Source organism: Micromonospora sp. DT44 (assembly GCF_049841635.1).
Classification (GTDB): Bacteria; Actinomycetota; Actinomycetes; order Mycobacteriales; family Micromonosporaceae; genus Micromonospora.
The window spans coordinates 23,792-45,469 of sequence record NZ_JBNCKS010000029.1 but is presented as its reverse complement, the minus strand read 5'-3'; the positions used below and the strand labels follow the sequence as shown (position 1 = coordinate 45,469).

18 protein-coding genes and 1 pseudogene are annotated in these 21,678 nt (G+C 71.9%); 11 read left to right on the top strand and 8 right to left on the bottom strand.

Annotation, left to right across the window (positions count from 1 at the left end):
- Positions 1–33: 33 nt before the first annotated feature.
- Positions 34–2,733 carry a DNA polymerase I gene (gene polA, locus ACLQ25_RS18065; RefSeq protein WP_425732016.1) on the top strand — a complete coding sequence of 900 codons (2,700 nt, stop codon included), beginning with the start codon at positions 34–36 and terminating at the stop codon, positions 2,731–2,733.
- Between the two features lie 408 nt (positions 2,734–3,141).
- Here polA and ACLQ25_RS18060 read toward each other — a convergent pair.
- From ACLQ25_RS18060 to ACLQ25_RS18045, 4 genes and pseudogenes are all read right to left on the bottom strand, one after another.
- Positions 3,142–3,486, bottom strand: a pseudogene (locus ACLQ25_RS18060) (DUF3140 domain-containing protein); the annotation flags it as partial.
- Positions 3,473–3,691, bottom strand: a complete 219-nt coding sequence (locus ACLQ25_RS18055) for a DUF2945 domain-containing protein (RefSeq protein ID WP_210857899.1) — start codon at positions 3,689–3,691, stop codon at positions 3,473–3,475. The pseudogene ACLQ25_RS18060 and the gene ACLQ25_RS18055, both read right to left, overlap by 14 nt.
- 35 nt (positions 3,692–3,726) lie before the next feature.
- Entirely contained in the window at positions 3,727–4,329 is a 603-nt protein-coding gene (locus ACLQ25_RS18050; RefSeq protein ID WP_425732015.1) for a Uma2 family endonuclease, read from the bottom strand.
- Between the two features lie 57 nt (positions 4,330–4,386).
- Entirely contained in the window at positions 4,387–5,193 is an 807-nt protein-coding gene (locus tag ACLQ25_RS18045) for a class I SAM-dependent methyltransferase (protein ID WP_425732014.1), read from the bottom strand.
- Positions 5,194–5,691: 498 nt separating this feature from the next.
- On the opposite strand from ACLQ25_RS18045, the gene rpsA reads away from it, so the two are divergent.
- Together rpsA and coaE are read left to right on the top strand one after the other, a co-directional pair.
- Positions 5,692–7,191: a 30S ribosomal protein S1 gene (gene rpsA / locus ACLQ25_RS18040; protein WP_357127222.1), complete on the top strand. Its 1,500-nt coding sequence runs from the start codon at positions 5,692–5,694 to the stop codon at positions 7,189–7,191.
- Positions 7,192–7,397: 206 nt separating this feature from the next.
- Complete coding sequence (coaE, locus tag ACLQ25_RS18035; protein WP_425732013.1) at positions 7,398–8,582, top strand: dephospho-CoA kinase; 1,185 nt, start codon at positions 7,398–7,400, stop codon at positions 8,580–8,582.
- Between the two features lie 7 nt (positions 8,583–8,589).
- Here coaE and ACLQ25_RS18030 read toward each other — a convergent pair whose 3' ends face one another.
- Positions 8,590–10,326: a hypothetical protein gene (locus tag ACLQ25_RS18030; protein ID WP_425732012.1), complete on the bottom strand. Its 1,737-nt coding sequence runs from the start codon at positions 10,324–10,326 to the stop codon at positions 8,590–8,592.
- A gap of 312 nt (positions 10,327–10,638) precedes the next feature.
- Between ACLQ25_RS18030 and uvrB the strand changes: the two genes are divergently transcribed.
- From uvrB to ACLQ25_RS18010, 4 genes are all read left to right on the top strand, one after another.
- Positions 10,639–12,747: an excinuclease ABC subunit UvrB gene (gene uvrB / locus ACLQ25_RS18025; RefSeq protein WP_425732011.1), complete on the top strand. Its 2,109-nt coding sequence runs from the start codon at positions 10,639–10,641 to the stop codon at positions 12,745–12,747.
- A 166-nt stretch (positions 12,748–12,913) separates the two neighbouring features.
- Positions 12,914–13,747, top strand: a complete 834-nt coding sequence (locus tag ACLQ25_RS18020) for a helix-turn-helix domain-containing protein (RefSeq protein WP_425732010.1) — start codon at positions 12,914–12,916, stop codon at positions 13,745–13,747.
- A gap of 91 nt (positions 13,748–13,838) precedes the next feature.
- On the top strand, positions 13,839–14,207 hold the full coding sequence (locus ACLQ25_RS18015; RefSeq protein WP_425732009.1) for a VOC family protein: 369 nt from the start codon (positions 13,839–13,841) through the stop codon (positions 14,205–14,207).
- A gap of 152 nt (positions 14,208–14,359) precedes the next feature.
- Complete coding sequence (locus tag ACLQ25_RS18010) at positions 14,360–15,217, top strand: helix-turn-helix domain-containing protein (RefSeq protein ID WP_425732008.1); 858 nt, start codon at positions 14,360–14,362, stop codon at positions 15,215–15,217.
- A 102-nt stretch (positions 15,218–15,319) separates the two neighbouring features.
- Here ACLQ25_RS18010 and ACLQ25_RS18005 read toward each other — a convergent pair whose 3' ends face one another.
- Positions 15,320–15,613, bottom strand: a complete 294-nt coding sequence (locus tag ACLQ25_RS18005) for an antibiotic biosynthesis monooxygenase family protein (RefSeq protein ID WP_425732007.1) — start codon at positions 15,611–15,613, stop codon at positions 15,320–15,322.
- Between the two features lie 84 nt (positions 15,614–15,697).
- Between ACLQ25_RS18005 and pnuC the strand changes: the two genes are divergently transcribed.
- From pnuC to ACLQ25_RS17990, 3 genes are all read left to right on the top strand, one after another.
- Positions 15,698–16,354, top strand: coding sequence for a nicotinamide riboside transporter PnuC (pnuC, locus tag ACLQ25_RS18000; RefSeq protein WP_425732006.1), 657 nt, complete (start codon positions 15,698–15,700; stop codon positions 16,352–16,354).
- 5 nt (positions 16,355–16,359) lie between these two features.
- Complete coding sequence (locus ACLQ25_RS17995; RefSeq protein WP_425732048.1) at positions 16,360–17,448, top strand: AAA family ATPase; 1,089 nt, start codon at positions 16,360–16,362, stop codon at positions 17,446–17,448.
- A 287-nt stretch (positions 17,449–17,735) separates the two neighbouring features.
- Positions 17,736–18,734, top strand: a complete 999-nt coding sequence (locus ACLQ25_RS17990; protein WP_425732005.1) for a TerC family protein — start codon at positions 17,736–17,738, stop codon at positions 18,732–18,734.
- 26 nt (positions 18,735–18,760) lie between these two features.
- Here ACLQ25_RS17990 and ACLQ25_RS17985 read toward each other — a convergent pair whose 3' ends face one another.
- Together ACLQ25_RS17985 and ACLQ25_RS17980 are read right to left on the bottom strand one after the other, a co-directional pair.
- Entirely contained in the window at positions 18,761–19,678 is a 918-nt protein-coding gene (locus ACLQ25_RS17985) for an NlpC/P60 family protein (RefSeq protein ID WP_425732004.1), read from the bottom strand.
- A 60-nt stretch (positions 19,679–19,738) separates the two neighbouring features.
- Positions 19,739–20,836, bottom strand: coding sequence for a mandelate racemase/muconate lactonizing enzyme family protein (locus ACLQ25_RS17980; protein WP_425732003.1), 1,098 nt, complete (start codon positions 20,834–20,836; stop codon positions 19,739–19,741).
- A 43-nt stretch (positions 20,837–20,879) separates the two neighbouring features.
- On the opposite strand from ACLQ25_RS17980, the gene ACLQ25_RS17975 reads away from it, so the two are divergent.
- Complete coding sequence (locus ACLQ25_RS17975; protein ID WP_425732002.1) at positions 20,880–21,677, top strand: tyrosine-protein phosphatase; 798 nt, start codon at positions 20,880–20,882, stop codon at positions 21,675–21,677.
- Position 21,678: the final 1 nt, after the last annotated feature.

Genomic DNA, 21,678 nt, shown 5'->3' with positions numbered 1-21,678 from the left:
GGGTTGTCGGTGCGACGGACTAGAGTCGCTGCCGTGACAGCTACGACGCCGCGCCTGCTCCTCGTCGACGGACATTCCCTGGCATACCGGGCGTTCTTCGCCCTGCCGGTGGAGAACTTCTCCACCACGACGGGTCAGCCGACCAACGCGGTCTACGGCTTCACCTCGATGCTGATCAACGTGCTGCGCGACGAGCAGCCCACCCACATCGTCGTGGCGTTCGACGTCTCCCGCCGGTCCTTCCGCACCGACCGGTACGCGGAGTACAAGGCCGGCCGCAGCGAGACCCCGATCGACTTCAAGGGCCAGGTCAGCCTCGTCAAGGAGGTCCTGGCGGCGTTGCAGATCCCGGTCGTCGAGATGGAGGGCTACGAGGCCGACGACGTCATCGCCACGCTCGCCTGCCAGGCCCGCGACCAGGGCATGTCGGTGTTGATCAGCAGCGGTGACCGCGACGCGTTCCAGCTGGTCGACGACCAGATCACCGTCCTCTACCCGCGCAAGGGCGTCTCCGACCTGGCCCGGATGGACCCGGCGGCGATCGAGGCGAAGTACGGCGTCGGGCCACAGCAGTACCGCGACCTCGCCGCGCTGGTCGGCGAGACCAGTGACAACCTGCCCGGCATCCCGGGCGTCGGCCCGAAGACCGCCGCCAAGTGGATCACCATGTACGGCGGGGTGGAGGGCGTGATCGCCCGCGCCGACGAGATCAAGGGCAAGGCCGGCGACAGCCTGCGGGAGCGGCTCGCCGACGTGATCCGCAACTACGAGATCAACCGCCTCGTCTCCGACCTGGAGCTGCCCCTGCGCCCGGAGGACACCCGCTGGGGCGGCTGGGACCGGGAGGCCGTGCACCAGGTCTTCGACACCCTGGAGTTCCGCATCCTGCGCGACCGCCTCTACCAGTACCTGGAGGCCGTCGAGCCGGAGGCCGAGTCGGGCTTCGACCTGACCGGCGAGGTGCTCACCGAGCCGGGCGTCCTCACCGCCTGGCTGGACGCCCACGCCCCGACCGGCACCCCGGTCGGGCTCGCGGTCAAGCTCGACACCGGCCCCAACCGCCGGCACAGCGCCTCGATCACCGGGCTCGCGCTGGCCAGCGCCGGTGGCGCGGCCGCCTGGGTCGACCCCAGCGGGCTCGACGCCGCCGACGAGAGCGCCCTCGCGTCCTGGCTCGCCGACGCGCAGCGGCCCAAGGTGCTGCACGACAGCAAGCCCGCGGTGCTGGCCTGCGCCGCGCACGGCTGGGAGCTGGCCGGCATCGCCCGTGACACCCAGATCGCCGCGTACCTGGCCCGCCCCGACCAGCGGTCCTACGACCTGACCGACCTGGCCCTGCGCTACCTGCACCGCGAGCTGCGGGTGGACGTGCCCGAGACCGGCCAGCTCACCCTCGACGGGCTGGGCGACGAGGGGGTGGCCGAGCAGAACCTCATGCTTCAGGCCCGCGCCACCCTTGACCTCGCCGACTCCATCGACGCCGAGCTGTCCCGCGACGGCGAGCAGTCCGCGCGGCTGATGGCCGGCGTCGAGCTGCCGCTGATGCGGGTGCTCGCCGAGATGGAGCGCACCGGCATCGCCGCCGACACCGACTACCTCTCCGAGTTGGAGGCGCACTTCGCCGCCGAGGTGAAGGCCGCCGCCCAGGGCGCGTACGAGGCGGTGGGCCGGGAGTTCAACCTCGGCTCGCCCAAGCAGTTGCAGGAGATCCTCTTCACCGAGCTGGGCCTGCCGAAGACCAAGAAGATCAAGACGGGTTACACCACCGACGCCGACGCTCTTCAGTGGCTGTACGCGCAGCAGCCCCACCCGGTGCTGGCCCACCTGCTGCGCCACCGCGACGTCGCCAAGCTCAAGTCGACGGTGGACGGTCTACTCAAGTCCGTCTCCGACGACGCTCGGATCCACACCACCTTCAACCAGACGGTCGCGGCCACCGGCCGGCTCTCCTCCACCGAGCCCAACCTGCAGAACATCCCGATCCGCACCGAGGAGGGCCGGCGCATCCGCCGGGCCTTCGTGGTGGGTTCGGGGTACGAGTGCCTGCTCACCGCCGACTACAGCCAGATCGAAATGCGGATCATGGCGCACCTCTCCTCGGACGACGCGCTCATCGAGGCGTTCAACTCCGGGGCCGACTTCCACGCCGCCACCGCCTCGTCGGTCTTCGGCGTGCCGGTCGACGAGGTCACTCCGGACCAGCGGCGCAAGATCAAGGCGATGAACTACGGCCTGGCGTACGGGCTCAGCGCGTTCGGCCTGTCCCAGCAGCTCAGCATCAACACCGATGAGGCCCGTGGCCTGATGGAGAACTACTTCGCCGGCTTCGGCGGAGTGCGCGACTACCTGCACCAGGTCGTCGCCAAGGCCCGCCAGGACGGCTACACCTCGACCATTCTGGGCCGGCGCCGCTACCTGCCCGACCTGGTGAGCGACAACCGGCAGCGTCGCGACATCGCCGAGCGGATGGCGCTGAACGCCCCCATCCAGGGATCAGCCGCCGACATCATCAAGGTGGCGATGCTGCACGTCGACACGGCCCTCGCCGACGCCGGTCTGCGCTCCCGGATGCTGCTTCAGGTGCACGACGAGTTGGTCTTCGAGGTCGCGCCCGGTGAGCGGGAGGCGCTGGAAGCGCTGGTACGGCGCGAGATGGGTGGGGCGTACCCGCTGTCGGTGCCGCTGGAGGTGTCGGTCGGCCTGGGCCGGGACTGGAACAGCGCCGATCACTGATGGTCGCCCCTGCGGTTTCCGGGGCGGCCCGAGCTGTTGCGGTGGGGGTTCCGGGGCAGCCCGACCCGTTCCGGGCGGTCAGGCTTGATCCCTGCGCGGGTCGGGCTGCCCCGGAACCCCTGACCCGGTAGGCGTGGTCCCGTCGCTGTCCGTTCGCGCTCGCATCCCTACCCGTCGGGTCGCAGCTGCCCGTCCGCTCTCTCGCACCCGTCGGGGTGGGCATGCGCGATGATCCGCGCAACTTCGGGGAAAGTGCTGCATCCGGGAGGTCTGAGGCAGCAACTTCGCTGAAGTTGCGCGGATCTTGGCGGCGCCTTGCGCGGATCTTGGCGGTGGCGTGCGCGGATCTTGGCCGCGCCTGGTGCGGATCCTGTGCAGGGAGTCCGCGGAGGCGCATCGGGGCCGCTACTTCATCGGGTCGTGGCCCCAGTTCATGAGGGACCAGCGCCACTTCGTGTCGCGCACGTTGCCGGACGGGCGCTGCGCCATGTGCCGGCGGACGTAGCCGACCACCTTGCGCATGTGCTTGTAGTCCGCCTCGGAGAGGTCGGCGCGCTTGCGGCGGAGCAGGTTGATGATCTTCCGGCCGGACTCGTGCCCGACCGACTCGCCGCCACCGGTACGGCCCCCCTTGTGCCAGCCGACCTGCTTCGACTCGTCGGTCTCCAGCCACGTCGACAGCTCACCGGGCTTCATGTTCACCGCCACGGTGAACTCCCGGTAGGTGTCCCGGCCGTCGTCACTTCTGCTCATGGCGCAGCGCCTCGGGTCGGTGGGCAACGTCGCGGCCCGTGCCGTCACTGCGGACCCGGTACTGCGGGTCGTCGGGGGCCGCGTTCACCGCCCGCCCGCGAATCCGCGTCCGCTCGGTGATCGTGCCCTGCACCACGCCGTACGCGCGGCTGCCGTGGGCCGACCAGGAGACACGGTCGCCCTGGTGGAATCTCTGTTCGGCCATGCCCCGGGCTACCCGACCCGCCCGGGGCGAAACGGCTACGGCGTGATCTCGGCGATCGACAGCTTCATGTCGAACGGCTCGGTCAGCTCGATCACGTCGGCGCCGTCGGTGACCAGCTCGTACTGCCGCTCACCGCCCGGGCCCACCCGGTCGCCGATCCGGTACGCGTAGACGTGCACCGGGTCCTGCTCGATCCGCCAGGAGAAGGGGATGCCGGCGGCGGCGTATTCACCGGGCTTGGCGAACCGGTCGATTCGACGCGTGCCGGGCGAAACGATCTCCACGGCGAGTACGACATCCGCCGGCCGCAGGGTGGACCGGTGGGACGGCACCTCGGCGCGACAGAGCAGCACGTCAGGCTGACGACTGGTGTTGGGGCTGAGCCCGACGCCGACGGCCTGGCTCACCCTCAGGTGAGCCGGCACATGCCTGTGGAGCCACAGACGCAGCAGGAAGGAGATGTCTTGATGGCCCAGGGTGGGGGAGGGTGTCACCTGGATAACTCCGTCGACGAGTTCGACGCGGGGGGCGTCGTCCGGCAGGGTGAGCAGGTCCTCCAGCGTGTAGTCGGCACGCTGCTGCCGCATCGGATCCGGACACCAGGGGCCAGGTGATGTCGGGATGGGCTCGGCGCTCATGGGGCCGAGCCTACCGGCGATCGATGGATCGCAGGTCGGACTGCGGGTGCGACGCGCTCACCCCGCGGGCTTCTCGGTGACGAAGATGGCGGTGCCGGGGAAGAGCCGTCCGCGCAGCGGGCTCCACTGCCCCCAGATGCCCTCGTGTCCCTCCGGCCACTCCGGCTCCACGAGGTCCAGCAGCCGGAACCCCGCGCCGACCAGTTCCCGGATCCGGTCACCGAGGGTCCGGTGCTGCTCCACGTACGTGGCCACGCCGTTCTCGTCCTGCTCGACGTAGGGGGACCGGTCGAAGTACGAGTGCACGGCCCGCAGCCCGCCCTCAGCGGGGTCGTCCAGGAAGATCCAGCGCATCGGGTGGGTCACCGAGAACACCCACCGGCCGCCCGGGCGCAGCACCCGGTGCACCTCGGCGAGCAGGGCCGCCGAGTCGTCCACGAACGGGATCGCCCCGAACGCCGTGCAGGCCACGTCGAACGACCGGTCGGCGAAGGGCAGCGCGAGCGCGTCGGCCTGCACCAGCGGGACGCGTACCCCGCTGGCCTCGGCCGCCTTGGCGGCGTGCCGCAACATGCCGGCGGACAGGTCGAAGGCGACCGGCCGCGCGCCCTGGGTGGCGAGCCAGCGGGCGGCCGCGGCGGCGCCGCAACCCACCTCGAGCACCCGTCGTCCCGACACGTCGCCGAGCAGGTGGGCGTCCGCCTCGCGCAACCCCTCCGGGCACCAGACGAAGTCCACGTCGCCGAGGAACGCGCCGTGCTCGGCCTGGTAGTCGTCGGCGTCGGCGTCCCACCAGCCACGGTTGGCCCGCCGGACCTCGGCGTCACCCACGCCGCGCCGGGTCACCCGGCTGTCGTCATCCACCCGCTCACGCTAGGCCCCACCCACCCCATTGGGTACGGCGGCGCGTCCACGATCTGCGGGATTCCGCGCGACGCGCCCGGGCTTGATCGACTCGGCTTCGGTGCAATCGGGGTGTCCGGGCCCGCGGGAGAGCCCGGTTTTCAGGAAGCCGAGTCGATCAAACCGGGCGTGACCAGCCCTCCACGAAGGGGCCGCTGGGGCCGCTGTGACCTACGAGACAGGAGGGGTCGTTTCCGGGCGATTGTTCGGCTTTCGCAGGTCATCGCGCGGCGAGGAGGCGGGAGGGCTTGCACGCTGTGGTAATGCGCACGGTAGGCTAGACGATGCGCTCGCGGATCGCGTTGCCTCGGCAGGGAGTAGGTGCGCGGTCGTCGGAGCCACATCATGATCTCACTAGGCGATCGTTCGGTGTGCCCGGCGGCGGATCCGCTGGCGCGAACAGGTCACTGCGACACACCAGCCTGCTGTGACAACCCACCGACCGGAGCAACCGCCCACATGACGAGCAGCATCGAGGCCCCCTCGAGCGCCACCCGGGTCACCCACGACGATCTCGGTTCCGAGGAGGCTTTCCTCGCCGCGATCGACGAGACCATCAAGTACTTCAACGACGGCGACATTGTCGAAGGCACCGTCGTCAAGGTCGATCGGGACGAGGTCCTGCTCGACATCGGCTACAAGACCGAGGGTGTCATCCCCTCTCGTGAGTTGTCGATCAAGCACGACGTGGACCCCGCCGAGGTTGTGACGGTTGGTGACCACATCGAGGCCCTGGTCCTCCAGAAGGAGGACAAGGAGGGGCGTCTGATCCTCTCCAAGAAGCGGGCGCAGTACGAGCGGGCCTGGGGCACGATCGAGAAGATCAAGGACGAGGACGGCGTCGTCCGCGGCTCTGTCATCGAGGTCGTCAAGGGTGGTCTCATCCTCGACATCGGCCTGCGCGGCTTCCTGCCCGCGTCCCTGGTCGAGATGCGGCGCGTGCGTGACCTGCAGCCGTACGTCGGGCGTGAGCTCGAAGCCAAGATCATCGAGCTGGACAAGAACCGCAACAACGTGGTGCTGTCCCGCCGTGCCTGGCTCGAGCAGACGCAGTCCGAGGTGCGCACCGAGTTCCTCAACAAGCTGCAGAAGGGCCAGGTCCGCAAGGGCGTCGTGTCCTCGATCGTCAACTTCGGCGCGTTCGTGGACCTCGGCGGCGTCGACGGTCTGGTGCACGTCTCCGAGCTGTCCTGGAAGCACATCGACCACCCGTCCGAGGTCGTCGAGGTGGGCCAGGAGGTCGAGGTCGAGGTCCTGGACGTCGACCTGGACCGCGAGCGCGTCTCCCTGTCGCTGAAGGCGACGCAGGAGGACCCGTGGCGGCAGTTCGCCCGCACCCACGCGATCCAGCAGATCGTGCCGGGTAAGGTCACCAAGCTGGTTCCGTTCGGTGCGTTCGTCCGCGTGGACGACGGCATCGAGGGCCTGGTCCACATCTCCGAGCTGGCCGAGCGCCACGTGGAGATCCCGGAGCAGGTCGTCCAGGTCGGCTCCGAGGTCATGGTCAAGGTCATCGACATCGACCTCGAGCGTCGCCGGATCTCCCTGTCGCTCAAGCAGGCCAACGAGGGCTTCGTCGAGGGCGAGGAGCACTTCGACCCGACCCTCTACGGCATGGCCGCGACGTACGACACCGAGGGCAACTACATCTACCCGGAGGGCTTCGACCCGGAGACGGGCGAGTGGCTCGAGGGGTACGACAAGCAGCGCGAGACCTGGGAGAACCAGTACGCCGAGGCCCGTCAGCGTTGGGAGGCCCACACCAAGCAGGTGCAGACCTCTCGCGCCGCCGACGCCGAGGCTGCTGCCAACCCGGCCCCCGCTGTCCCGGCTGCCACTGGCGGCACCACCTCCTCGTCCAGCCCGGCCCCGAGCCGGCAGAACGAGGAGCCGGCCGGCACCCTGGCCACCGACGAGGCGCTCGCCGCTCTGCGGGAGAAGCTCGCCGGCGGTAAGTGACCCGCTGAACGACGGCAGGCCCCGTCTCCCGCGATCCTCGGATCGCCGGAGGCGGGGCCTTCGTCGTACCCGCCGGCCGTGTCGCCCTTCGCGCCGCGCGCGGGCGTTGTGCGCGGAGGGTGCGCGGGGTCTGGCCCGGGTGTGCGACGGCACCGGGCGGGACGGCCCTGTTTGGCCGGTGGCCCGCGATCCGGTTGACTGTCCTGGTGCTGAGGGTGGGTTTGACCGGCGGGATCGGGTCGGGCAAGAGCGCGGTGGCCGCGCGGTTGGTGGAGTTGGGCGCGGCTCTCGTCGATGCCGACCAGGTCGCCCGGGAGGTCGTCGCGCCGGGCACCGAGGGCCTCGCGGAGATCGTCGCCACCTTCTCCGCTGAGGTGCTGGACGCCGACGGCGCGCTGGACCGCGCCGCGCTGGGCGCGCTGGTGTTCTCCGACGAGGCCGCCCGCCGCCGGCTGGAGGCGATCACCCACCCGCGGGTGCGGGCGCGTACCGCAGAGCTGGTCGCGGCGGCGGCGCCGGACGCGATCGTCGTCAACGACGTGCCGCTGCTGGTGGAGGTGGGGCTCGCGCCGACGTACCACCTGGTGGTCGTGGTGCAGACGGCCGTGCCGACCCGGCTGGAGCGGCTGACGCGCGACCGGGGGATGGCCCGCGCGGAGGCCGAGCGGCGGATCGCCGCGCAGGCCGACGACGATCGCCGGCGGGCGGTCGCCGACGTGGTGGTGACCAACGACGGCAGTCTGGCGGCGCTGCACGACGCCGTGGACACGCTGTGGCGGCAGCGGCTGCGACCCTACGAGCACAATCTGCGGCAGCGGCGGGTCGCGTCGCCGCCCGCGCGCGACGACGCGGCGGAGGCCGACGCGAGCTGGCCCGAGCAGTACGCGCGGTTGGCCGCCCGGATCCGCCATGCGGTCGCCCCGGCGGACCTGCGGATCGACCACATCGGCGCGACGGCGGTGCCCGGGCTGGCCGCCGACGACGTCATCGACGTGCAGCTCGCCGTGCCCCGCCTCGCGGAAGCGGACGGGCCGCTGGCCGAGCGGCTGGCGGGCGCGGGGTTCCCCCGGGTCCCGGGGCACTGGTGGGACGATCCGCGTCCGGCCGGCCGGGGGCGGTGGGAGAAGCGGCTGCACGGCAGCGCCGACCCCGGTCGCTTGGTGCGGCTGCACGTACGGGCGGCGGACTCGCCCGGCTGGCGGTACGCGCTGCTGATGCGGGACCACCTGCGCGCCGACCCGGATCGACGGGCGGCGTACCTGCTGCTCAAGCGCGATCTGGTGGACACGGCGCCGCACGTCGCCGATTCCGGCACGGCCCGCGACCCCTGGTTCGACGAGGAGTACCTGCGGGCCGAGCAGTGGGCCGCGCAGACCGACTGGCGGCCCTGACCCCTGGTCAGCGTGTTCCGGGCGGTCGACCGGCGGCGCGCGGTGGCGGCGGGAGGCGGGGCACCACGGCGGGAGAGAGGTCCAGCTGCGCCCACGCGCCGGGGCCGGTGAGCAGCTCCACCCGGCGCAGCAACCCGTCCCGGTCGATCCAGTAGCGCAGCCGCGCGGCGCCTCTGCGGAACTCCACGACGTCCACCGTCCGCCCGTCGGCGAGGTCCTCACGGAGGCGCACGGGGGCGCCACGCCGGGCCGCCAGGTCGGCGGCGGCCACCGCGGCGTCGACCAGCAGGTCCAGGTCGTCGCGGGCGGATCGGGTGGTCCGCCACGTGCCGGCGGGGACCGGGAACGGCGGCCGACCGGGCGTCTCGGCCGTGCCACCACCACCGGCGTCGGCGGGCACGTCCGTACGGGACAGGCCGGCGGCGTCGCGGTGCAGGAGGGTCCGGCGATCGGGTACGCCCAGGTCGGCGACCGCCACATAGGCGGTACGGGCGGACCAGCCCAACCAACCGGCGCCCCGCAGGTTGACCTCGACGCCCACCGGCGCGGCCAGCGTCAGCGTCGCGCCGCCCTGGCCACGCAGCCGGGCCGGCAGCGCTTTCCACCTCCGCTGCTCGGCCTCCGTGAGCGCCCGGGGCAGGCCGGGTCGACCGCCGAGCGCGTCCACCGGATGCAGCGTGGGACGGTCGATCCGGTCGAGGAGCACCGTGAGCGGCCCGACACCGGGCAGGCGTGTCACCAGCTTGTGCAGTCGGCCGTCCCGGTCGAGCCAGTACCGGGCCGTGTGGGTGCCGCCGGCCGGCGTGCCGGCCCCGGTGCTGGCTTGTGCCGCGGTGCCGGCGGCTGCCGCGGTGCTGGCTTGTGCCGCGGTGCTGGTGGCGGTGGGCGTCGCGGCGGCCGGCGACGCCTGGAGTACGTCCAGGGTCCCGGCCGCGGCCACCTCCTGGGCGATCCAGCGCGCGTCACCGGCGGTCGGGATCGGGTCCGGGCGGTCGGCGCCGAGGCTGAGGAGCAGGTCGAGGACCGACGCCAGGCGCGTGCCGGGTGTCAGGTGACGCAGCCGCCAGCGGTCCGTCGGCGGCACCAGCGGAGGCGCGGCCGGGGTGGGCACGGCCGTCGGGTCCGGCCGAACCACCAGGACCGGGCCGGCGCTCTGCACCAGGCCCCGGTCGGCGCCCGCCCCCGGCCCGCCGACGTCCAGGTAGAGCAGGGAACGCGACCAGTCCACCCAGCCCACCAGCTCGGTACGGGCGGCGCCCTCGCCGGCGGTGACGCGCACACCGGCGCGCAGGTCCCGCAGGTTGGTGACCCGCATGGCGGCCAGCCGCTCGGCCTCGGCGACGGTCAGCGGCCGGGCCGGCGCGGGTGGGTCGGGAGCCCAGCTCAGCAGCCCGAGCACCAGCGCCGCCGCCGACGTCACGGCGGTCAGGGCGAGCAGGAGCAGCAGCGTACGCCGGCGTCGGCTGGCCCGGCCCGGCCCGGCGCTGTGGCCGGTATCGCCGACGGGGGTGCTCCGGTCCCGGACCTCGGCACGGCTGGGCCGGCCGTCCCTGATGCCGTGCCGAGCCCTGCGGTCCGTGGTGCCGGAGCGGGTGGTGCGGTCTCTGGTGTCGGCCTGGGTGGTGTGGTTCTCGGCGCCCGCGTGGCTGGTGGTGTGGTTCGGGGTGCCCGGGTGGGCGGCGCGGTTCGGGGTGCCGGCCCGGGTGGGGTCGGGGGAGGGCGCCGGGGCTCCAGAGGTGTCCACGGATGTGAAACGGGTGGGACGGCATCGGGTGACGAGACCGGAGTGCGGAGCAGGGGCGCTCGCGGCGGCCGGTCTGCGCCGTGAGCGCGACCACACGGGTGCGCACGCCGGACGAGCCGGGTGCTGCGACCGCTGTGCCGGGGGCGGCCGGCCGTGATGACGGCCTGGCCACCGGCCCGGTCGGCCGCCGCGAGCGGCCTACACGAAGAGGGTAGTCCCGGTGACATGGGCCACACAATGGGAATATTGAAGCCGATCACGTACCCTTCGCGACGGCCGAACATGTCGGACCTGCGGCGTACCGTTGATGTCATGGCGCTCGACATTCCTCGGCTCGACGGCCGCTTCCAGGTCGTCAGCGAATACCAGCCGGCCGGCGACCAGCCGGCTGCCATCGACGACCTTGAGCGCCGGGTGCGGCGCGGCGACCGGACCTCGGTGCTCCTCGGGGCGACCGGCACCGGCAAGAGCGCCACCACCGCGTGGCTCATCGAGCGGCTGCAGCGCCCGACCCTGGTGCTCGCCCCGAACAAGACGCTCTGCGCGCAGCTCGCTAAGGAGTTCAGCGAGCTGATGCCGCACAACGCGGTCGAGTACTTCGTGTCGTACTACGACTACTACCAGCCCGAGGCGTACATCCCGCAGACCGACACCTACATCGAGAAGGACTCCTCGATCAACGAGGAGGTCGAGCGGCTGCGGCACTCGGCGACGATGTCGCTGCTCACCCGCCGCGACGTGATCGTGGTGGCGACCGTCTCGGCGATCTACGGCCTGGGCACCCCGGAGGAATACCTCAACCGGGCCGTCCGGGTCGAGGTCGGGCAGGATCTCGACCGTGACCAGTTGCTGCGCCGGCTGGTCGACATCCAGTACACCCGCAACGACATGGCCTTCCAGCGGGGCACGTTCCGGGTCCGCGGTGACACGTTGGAGATCATCCCGGCGTACGAGGAGCTGGCGATCCGCATCGAGCTGTTCGGCGACGAGGTGGAGAAGCTCTACTACCTCAACCCGTTGACCGGTGACGTGGTCCGTGAGGTCGATCAGTTGGTGATCTTCCCGGCGACGCACTACGCGGCCGGCCCGGAGCGGATGGAGCGGGCCATCCGCGACATCGAGGCGGAGCTGGCCGAGCGCCTCGCCGAGCTGGAGCGCCAGGGCAAGCTGCTGGAGGCGCAGCGGCTGCGGATGCGCACCACCTACGACATCGAGATGATGCGGCAGGTGGGTTTCTGCTCCGGCATCGAGAACTACTCGATGCACATGGACGGGCGGCTGCCCGGCAGCCCGCCGCACGCCCTGCTCGACTACTTCCCGGACGACTTCCTCACGGTGGTCGACGAGTCGCACGTGACGATCCCGCAGATCGGCAGCATGTACGAGGGTGACGCCTCCCGTAAGCGGATGCTCATCGACCACGGGTTCCGGCTGCCCAGCGCGGCCGACAACCGGCCGCTGCGGTTCGACGAGTTCCTGGAGCGGGTCGGCCAGATGGTCTGCCTCTCCGCGACCCCGGGCACGTGGGAGTTGGAGCAGGCCCAGGGTGAGTTCGTCGAGCAGGTCATCCGCCCCACCGGTCTGGTCGATCCGGAGGTCGTGATCAAGCCGACCAAGGGTCAGATCGACGACCTCATGCACGAGATCAAGCTGCGGACCGACCGTGACGAGCGGGTGCTCGTCACGACGCTGACCAAGAAGATGGCCGAGGACCTGTCGGACTACCTGCTGGAGAACGGCGTCCGGGTGCGTTACCTGCACTCCGAGGTTGACACGCTGCGCCGGGTCGAGCTGCTGCGTGAGCTGCGCAAGGGCGAGTACGACGTGCTGGTCGGCATCAACCTGCTCCGTGAGGGTCTGGACCTGCCCGAGGTGTCACTGGTGGCGATCCTCGACGCCGACAAGGAGGGCTTCCTGCGCAGTGGCCGGTCCCTGATCCAGACCATCGGGCGGGCCGCCCGTAACGTGTCGGGCCAGGTGCACATGTACGCCGACAAGATCACGCCGTCGATGGCGGCGGCGATCGACGAGACCGACCGGCGTCGCGCCAAGCAGATCGCGCACAACGAGGCGCACGGCATCACTCCGGAGCCGCTGCGCAAGAAGATCCACGACATCCTGGACGACATCTACCGCGAGGCGGAGGACACCGAGAACTCCCGGGTCGGCGGTGCGGTCCGCCAGCTCTCCCGGGGTAAGGCGCCGGTCAAGGAGACGCGTAGTCGCAGCCGGTCGACCGCCACCACCACGTCGCGGGAGGGGATGGCCCGCGCCGACCTCGCGCAGCTCATCCAGGAGCTCAGCGACCAGATGCTGGCCGCCGCCCGGGAGTTGCAGTTCGAGCTGGCGGCGCGGATCCGCGACGAGGTCGCCGACCTGAAGAAGGAGCTACGCGGAATGGACGCCGCCGGGGTGAAGTGACGGCGGGCCGGCCCACTCACGGCACGGTCGTTCCACCCGCCGCGCGGATGTCGTGGCCACGCGCGAAGCGGCCGTTGTGGGACAGGGTCACCTTCTGCGCGACCGTGCCAGAGTATGGGCACGGCTGGTGCGAGGCCAGAAGGGCGGTCGGGGTGCGATGACGCCGATGGACGACGAGATGGTCATCGGGCTGCCCGAGACGCGTTTGCGTCCGTTCGTCGACCGGTACATCGGCTATCGGGAACGTGCGGACGTGCCGCTGGTCCGCCGGGAGACGGCCGGCGTCTTCGTGGTCCTGATCCTGGGTTGGGGCGCGCCGCTGGACGTGACCGATCCACGCAGTGCCGAGCGCGGGGTCGAGCGGGTGGACTCGTTCGTGGCCGGCACCTTCGACGGCTGGTGCATGACACGCACCTCGGGCGTGGGGGAGGGCGTGGAGCTGCTGCTGACGCCGCTGACCGCCCGGCGCGTCCTCGGGCTGCCGCTGGTCGAGCTGACCAACAGGGCGGTGGGTCTCGATCAGCTTCCGGACGGCTGGCTCGACCGGCTGCGGGGGCGGCTTGCCGACGCCGGAGGCTGGCCGCAGCGCTTCGCGCTCCTCGACGCCGCGCTCGCCGATCGTCTGGCGCTGACCCCGCCCGTCGACGCCCGCCTCATCGGGGCCTGGCGGTGGCTCATGGCGAGCGGTGGGCGCGATGGTGTCGGCGCGCTCGCCACCCAGCTCGGCTGGAGCCGACGACACCTGGCGGCCCGGTTCCGGGCGGAGATCGGTCTGCCACCGAAGACCGCCGCCCGGTTGCTGCGCTTCCAGCGCGCCCATGCGGTGCTGCGGGGCGTCGACGCCACGGCCGGCCCCCACCCCGGCTCAGGGCGACCCGTGGACTGGGCCGAGGTGGCGGTCCGGTGTGGCTACTACGACCAGTCGCACCTCATCCGGGACTTTCACCAGTTCGCCGGCGCCACGCCGGCGGCGCTCCTCGCCGCCCGCTCAGGTATCTGACGCGAGATCGTGGCGCCCCACGAGCGACGGGAAGTCGGGGCGGTCTCATTCGTCCAATCGGGAACGGGCGTCCGGTCGGAGAATTGCCGGTATGCGAACCGTCTATCCGATCCTTCGTTATCCCGATCCCCGTGCCGCGATCGACTGGCTCTGTTCGGCGTTCGGTTTTCAGGTGCACGCCGTGCACGAGGCGCCGGACGGCACCGTCGCGCACGCTCAGCTCGTCCTCGACACCGGCATGATCATGCTGGGTCCTCGGGTCGGTCCGACGTCTCCGGCGGCCGAGGACGACTGGTCCGTCTACGTGGCCGTGCCGGATGTCGACGCCCACTGCGCCCGGGCGCGTGCCGCCGGAGCGGACATCACCCGGGAGCCGTTCGACACCGACTACGGGTCCCGCGACTACGCCGCCCGTGACCTCGCCGGTATCCAGTGGTCGTTCGGCACCTACCGGCCCTGAGCCGAGTGCCGCCCCTGAGCCCTGAGCAGGGAAGGGAGGCTTCGACGGCATCGGATTCCCCCGCCTGGCGCGACCGCCCCAGTTGCGGTGCGCCACCGCGCTATTGCACTGGGTGATCGTCCTGCGTACGCTCCCTCGATGGGGAGGCGGGGATGCCGTTGCCAACAAGTCCTGTCATTCGACGCGCGCGCCTCGGCGCTGAGCTGCGTCAGCTACGCCGGCGCGAGGCGCTGACCCTGGAACAGGTCTGCGACCGGTTGGGCTGGGCCTCGACGTCGAAGCTGTCCCGCATCGAGCTGGGGCAGAGCCGTCCGGATCTCGCCGACGTGCTGGATCTGCTCGACGTCTACCAGGTGCCCGGCCCGGTCCGGGACGCGTTGATCGTCATCGCGCGCGACGCGGCCACCAGCCGTGGCTGGTGGAAGGCGCTCGGCGAGATGAGTGAACGGCAGCGCGTGTACGCCGAGCTGGAGGCGGGTGCGGCCGACATCGTCGAGTACCAGCCGGCGCTCGTGCCGGGCCTGCTCCAGACGGCGGCGTACGCGCGCTCGCGGGTCGCCGCCGGTGTCCTGCTCACGCCCGAGGTCGACGTGGAGGCCGAGGTGCGGGCGCGGGCGCTGCGGCAGGAGGTGCTGCGCCGGGCCGATCCGCCGCGCTACACAGCGGTGCTCGCCGAGGCGGTGTGCGACCCGGGCGACCTGCCGGTCGACGTCTGGCGGGAGCAGCTACGGCACCTGGTGGCGGTGACCGGGCTGGCGCACGTGACGGTACGGTTGCTGCCACGCGGGCTGGCCGACGGCGGGCTGCACCCGCTCACGCCGTACTCCTGGTATGCCTTCCCCGACCCGGCGGACCCGCGGACGGTGATGCTGGAGGCGTTGACCACCGACGTGCGCCTGGCGACCGTGCTCGACGTCGACAGGTACGAGCGGATGACCGAGGCGCTGTTGGCGGCGGCGCTGTCACCGGAGGAGACGGTCACCGCCCTGGCCCGCCGCGTCGGGCAGTAGGACTCGCCCGCGCGGCCACCGGGCCCGGCGCCCCCGAGCCCGTCGGGACCGGCGACCCGCGCGTGCGGGAGGCACGGTAACCCTGGGGTACGACAGGTCCACTCAGGCCGGTACGTCGAGGAAGTGCTCGACCAGCGGCGGTCCGGCGAAGTGCGGCCCGATGAGCGCGCGCCACTGCGCGAACCGGTCGGTGTCCCGGAAGTTCTTCTCGTGCGCCTCCACCGAGTCCCACTCGACGAGCAGCACGAACCGGGTGGGCGACTCGATGCCCCGGGTCATCCGCACCGAGCGGCAGCCGGGCGTCCCGGCCAGCACCGGGTGACCCTCGGCGTACGCGGCGGCGAACGCGTCCTCGTGTCCGGGCAGTACGTCGATCAGCGCGACCTCAAACACCATGTCGGAAAGCCTCCCACGGCCCGGGGTCGTGCGGGTGCCGCGGGGTCTGTTCCGCCGTCGACACACGCCCTAAGGTAAGCCGGCATGATCATCGACTGGCTTACCGGTACCGCGTTCCGGGTCGGGGGCGTCGCCACGACCTGGGCGGAGCTGCTGGGGTTCGCCACCGGAGTGCTCAACGTGTGGCTGGTGGCCCGGCAGCGCGTCGCCAACTGGCCGATCGGCATCGCCAACGTGCTGCTGCTCATGCTGCTGTTCTGGACGGCCGGGTTGTACGCCGACGCCGGGCTCCAGGTTGTGTACGTGGCGCTCGGCTGTTACGGCTGGTGGCACTGGTTGTTCGGGGGAGAACGCCGGACCCGGCTGGCGGTGAGCCGGACCGGCCGGCGGGAGTGGGTGTGGCTGGCGGTCGTGGGTGTGCTGCTCACCGGTGGGCTCTGGGTCCTGCTGGACCGGGCCACCGACTCGACGGTGCCGTTGCCGGACGCGCTGACGACGGCGCTGTCCCTGCTGGCGACGTACGGGCAGACCCGCAAGCGGGTGGAGAGCTGGTGGCTCTGGATCGCCGCCGACCTGATCTACATCCCGCTGTACGCCTACAAGGGGCTGCACCTGACGGCCGTGCTGTACCTGGTCTTCCTCGCGCTGTGCGTGGTCGGGTTGCGGGCCTGGCGGGCCGACGAGCGCCGACTCGACGGGGCCATCCCGGCGCCGCCCGGCCCGACCCCGGTGACCGCGTGAGCGAGATGGCGCGGACGCGGCGCCCCGAGTTCGGGCACGGGATGGTGGTGGGGAAGTTCTATCCGCCGCACGCCGGGCACCATGCCCTGATCGCGGCGGCGGCCGCCCGTTGCGCCACCGTCACGGTGGTGGTGGCGCCGTCCCGCCGGGAGTCCATCCCGCTCGCGGCCCGGCTGGACTGGCTGCGCGAGGCGCACGCGGACACACCGTGGGTCCGGTTCGTCGGCCGGTACGACGACCATCCGGTGGACTACGACGACCCGGCGGTCTGGGATGCGCACTGCGCGGTGTTCCGCGAGGCGGTCGGACCGGAGCAGGTGGACGCCGTCTTCTCCTCCGAGGCGTACGGACCGGAGTTGGCCAGCCGCTTCGGGGCCGTACCCGTGTCGGTCGATCCGGATCGGCGGACCGTGCCGGTCTCCGGGACGGCGGTCCGCGCGGACCCGGCGGGTCACTGGCAGTGGCTGAGCCCGCCGGTGCGGGCCGCTCTCGTGCGGCGGGTGGTGGTGGTCGGCGCCGAGTCGACGGGCACCACCACGATGGCCGAGGCGCTCGCCGCGCACTACGGCACGGTCTGGGTTCCCGAGTACGGCCGGGAGTTGACGGCCCGCAAGCTCGCCCGGCTGCGGGAGCGCTCGCCCGCGGCGACGATCTTCGACGTCGTGTGGGACCGCGACGACTTTCGCGAGGTGGTCCGCGAGCAGCAGGCGGCCGAGGACGCGGCGGCCCGGTCGTCGGGGCCGTTGCTGTTCTGCGACACCGACGCGCGGGCCACCGCGGTCTGGGAGGAGCGCTACCTGGGTAGCACGTCGCCGCAGGTGCGGGCGGCGGCCCGTCGGCCGGCGCGGTACCTGCTGACCGACCACCGGGGTGTGCCGTTCGCCGACGACGGGTTGCGCGACGGTGAGCACCTGCGGGCCTGGATGACCGACCGGTTCCGCGACGAGTTGGCCGGGTCGGGGGTGCCGGTCGTGGAGTTGACCGGGTCGCACGCCGAGCGGCTGGCGCGGGCCGTGCGGGTCTGCGACGACCTGCTGGCGTCCGGCTGGTCGTTCACCGACCCGATCAGCGCACCCGACACGCTAGCCTCCTAGGACGGCCAAGAGGGTGTGACGGACACTCCAGGCCCCAGGTGTGATCACGGCGCGTGGTGGGCAACAATGGTCTGCGAGGAGGGGAGTATTCCCCCGCGACGAAGTCGTCAGCACGGACGATCGCTGGATTTTCGGCGACCGACCCGGCTTCGTCGGTCGCCGTCCCGCTCGCGGGTCGGGGGCGGAAGAGACCTCCGACAGTCACCAGAGTGAGCGACAGCGGCACGCCGGCCCCGCCAGGGGCGTACGGTGTGCCCGACGCCGCGTGTCTGCCGGAGGAATGAACGTTGGACGTGTCCGGATTGGTGTGGGCGGGGACCCTCGTCGCACTGTCTGCGGTGCTGCTCGTCGATCTGCTGATCATCGGTCGGCGCCCGCACGAGCCGAGCGTGCGCGAGTCGAGCCTCTGGGTCGCCTTCTATGTCGGCCTCGCCCTGCTCTTCGGCGCCGGTGTCTGGCTGGCCTCCGGGGCCAGCGCGGCGGGGCAGTTCTACACCGGTTGGCTCACCGAGTACAGCCTCTCGGTGGACAACCTCTTCGTCTTCGTCATCATCATGGCCCGGTTCGGGGTGCCCCGGCAGTACCAGCAGAAGGTGCTGCTCATCGGCATCGTGCTGGCGTTGGTGATGCGTGGCGGGTTCATCGCCGCCGGAGCGGCGTTGATCTCGCAGTTCTCCTGGGTCTTCTACATCTTCGGCGCGTTCCTCATCTACACGGCGATCAACCTGGCCCGCCAGGGTGAGCCGGACGAGGACGAGTTCTCCGAGAACCTCCTGATCCGGTGGAGCCGCCGGGCGCTGCCGATCTCCAAGGGCTACGACGACGCGAAGCTGACGACCCACGAGAATGGGCGCCGGCTGTTCACGCCGATGCTGATCGTGATGATCGCGATCGGCACCACCGACCTGATCTTCGCGCTGGACTCGATTCCGGCGATCTTCGGCATCACGCAGGAGCCGTACCTGGTCTTCACCGCGAACGTGTTCGCGCTGATGGGTCTGCGTCAGCTCTACTTCCTGCTCGGCGGCCTGCTCGACCGGTTGATCTACCTGAGCTACGGACTGGCCGTCGTCCTGGGCTTCATCGGCGTCAAACTCGTGTTGGAGGCGCTGGCCGACAACAACCTGCCGTTCATCAACGGCGGGGAGCACGTCGGGTGGGCGCCGCACATCCCGATCTGGCTGTCCCTGCTGGTCATCATCGGCACGCTGGGCGTCGCCACCGTCGCCAGCCTGGTCAAGTCCGCGCGGGACCGGCGTCGCGAGCTGGCCGCGGCCCGGCGCTGAGGCCGGCGCCGCGACGGGCCGGCCGGTCAGACCCGGTGCACGCCCACGAGGGTGGCCGTCCGGTCCGCCGGTAGGGGCTCCTCGATCACCCGCCGCCGTCGGTAGCAGGCGTGCAGCATCCGCCGGTCGGTCGAGCCGTCGGCGACGGCGGTGACGATGCCGATGTGGTGGATCTTCCGGCCGGGACGGGCGAAGAAGTAGAGGTCGCCGGGGCGCTCCGCGCCCAGGTCGAGGGGGGTCGTCGCCACGGCCTGGTCGTCGGCGTCGCGGGGCAGGAGCACCCCGAACCGGCGCCAGGCCAGGTGGACCAGGCCCGAGCAGTCAATGCCGTACGCCGACAGCCCGCCCCAGATGTAGGCCACGTCCAGCAGCCGCTGGGCCACCGCGAGCGCGTCGGCGGCGCTGGCTGGCCCGCTCGACGGCGGGACGAGGTGCCCGTCGGGCAGCCAGAGCGGCGCGGCCCGGCCCGGGACGTGGACCGCCCGCCAGCCGTCGCGGGCGGGACCGGCCGGGACGAGACGGGTGCCCACGACGACTCCCGGCAGGATGACCGGCCCGTCCGGGGTGGCGTGCAGCCCGGTGACGGTCGCGTCCACGACGAGCGGGTCGCCGCTGAGGGTGGGAGCGGTGGGGGTCAGCTGGTCGGCGGGGAGCCAGCCCGGGTAGCCGCGGGGATCGAGCTTGGCGGCCGGCTGCTCGACGGCGACGACCCGGGCCCAGCCGTCCGGGCGCAGCTCGTCGATCAGCACCCGCTCGCCGAGCAGGAGTTGACTCAACACGCAGTCGCCGACCTGCTGGTCGGTGTCCAGGCCGGAGACCCAGGTCGGGATGTCGACGCCGGCCGTGAGCGCGGGACCGTCGACCGTCCGGACCGCCTCGGGAGCTGACCACAGCGTCGCCACCGCGACCCGGACGACGGCCTCGCGGCCCGGTTGAAGCTCCACATCGACCCCCAGCTCGTGTCGGCTGTCCGGGGGCAACCCTATGAAGAAAACCGCCGGTCTTCAACCACGAGTCTGCATCTTTACTTCAGCCAAACCGGAAATGCCCAGGCCAGGCGCGTCCGGTAGGACCACCGTCGGCCCCTCGTAGCGGATCCCGCCCTGCACCGGCGACCAGGCCAGCCACCACGCCGCGTCCAGGTCGGCGACCGCCGTGGTGCCGTACGCGGCCACCAGGCTCGCCGCCGCGCCGATGCCAACCTGACTCTCCATCATCGACCCGACCACCGTGCCGAGCCCGTGCGCGCGGGCCAACTCCAGGAGCGTGCGCGCCGGGTGCAGCCCGCCACACTTGGCCAGCTTGACGTTGACCATGTCGGCGGCCCGGCGGCGGATCACCTCCACCAGGTCGCGGACCCCGAAGACCGCCTCGTCGGCCAGGATCGGCACCGACACCCGGTCGCTGACCCACGCCAGCCCGTCCAGGTCCCAGCGGGCCACCGGCTGCTCGACCAGCTCCACGTCCAGCCCGGCGTCCTCGATGCCACGGATCACCCGGACCGCCTCGCGCGGCGTCCAACCCTGGTTGGCGTCCAGCCGGATCCGCACGTCCGCGCCGACCGCCGCGCGTACCGCCCGTACCCGGTCCAGGTCACCCGCCGCGTCCGTGCCGACCTTGAGCTTCAGCACGCCGAAGCCGTCGGCCCGCCGCTGGCGCGCGGCCGCCGCCAGGTCGACCGCGTCGCCCGCGGCGAGGGTGACGTCCGTCGGGACCCGCAGGGTCGTACCACCGAGCAACCGCGCCAGGGGTACGCCCAAACGCCGCGCCGCCAGGTCGTGCAGCGCGACGTCCACCGCCGCCTTCGCCGCCTCGTTGCCCACCACCGCCCGCTGCACCTCGGCGCAGCGGGCCACCAGGTCGTCCGGGTCGCGTCCGGACAGCAGCGGACCGAGCAGTTCGCGGACGCAGGCCTCGGCCCCGGCGACCGAGGCGCCGGTGACCTGCCACACCTGCGGCGCCTCACCGAAGCCGGACCGACCGTCGGCGTCGACCAGCTCGACGATCAACGTGTCCACCGTGGTGGTGCGGCGCAGCGCGGTGACGAACGGGGTGTGTAAGGGGGCAGAAACCCGGTGGGTGCGTACCGCCGAGATCGTCATTGAGGCACCCTATAGGCAGGAACACGGCGGGAGGGTGGGCCGGATGGTCGTACGGGACTGGCAACTGGTGGGCGCGCCGAACGCCCGTGACCTGGGCGGCCTGGTCGGCGCAGGTGGTCGCAGGGTGCGCGCCGGCCAGCTCGTCCGCACCCCGGCGCTGGGCCGGCTCACCGACGTTGACCTGCCGGTACTCGCGACACTCGCGCCGGCCTGCGTGGTCGACCTGCGCGACGGCACGGAGATCGACGTCGCGCCGCCCGACCGGCTGGCCGGCGAGCCGAGGGTGGCGCACCTGCCGGTGCACGATCCGGAGCACCCCGTCTTCACGTACGTCTCGGCGGTGCTGCTCGGGCACGACCTCGACGCGTACGCCGAGTTGGCCCGGCAGGGCACGGCGGGGGCGATGACCGAGATCTACCGGTGGTTCGTCACCGGCGAGTCGGCCCGCCGCAACTTCGGCGCGGCGGTACGCCTCGCCGCCCGTCCGGAGAACCTGCCGCTGGTGTACCACTGCTCGGCCGGCAAGGACCGCACCGGCTGGCTCACCGTCATCCTGCTCACCGCCCTCGGGGTGGACGAGGCGTCGATCCGAGCCGACTACCTGCGCAACAACGCGCTGACCGAGAGCCTGCGCGCGGTGATCGTCGAGGCGATGCGCCGCCAGCGGCCCGCGTTGGACGTCGACGCGGTGCTGCCGGTGCTGGAGGTCCGCCCCGCGTACCTCGACGCCGCCTATCAGGAGGTACGTCGGGTGCACGGCTCGTTCGACGGGTACCTGCGCGACGGGTTGGGGCTGACCGACGAGGTCGTCGGGGCGCTGCGGGCCAACCTGCTGGAGTGAG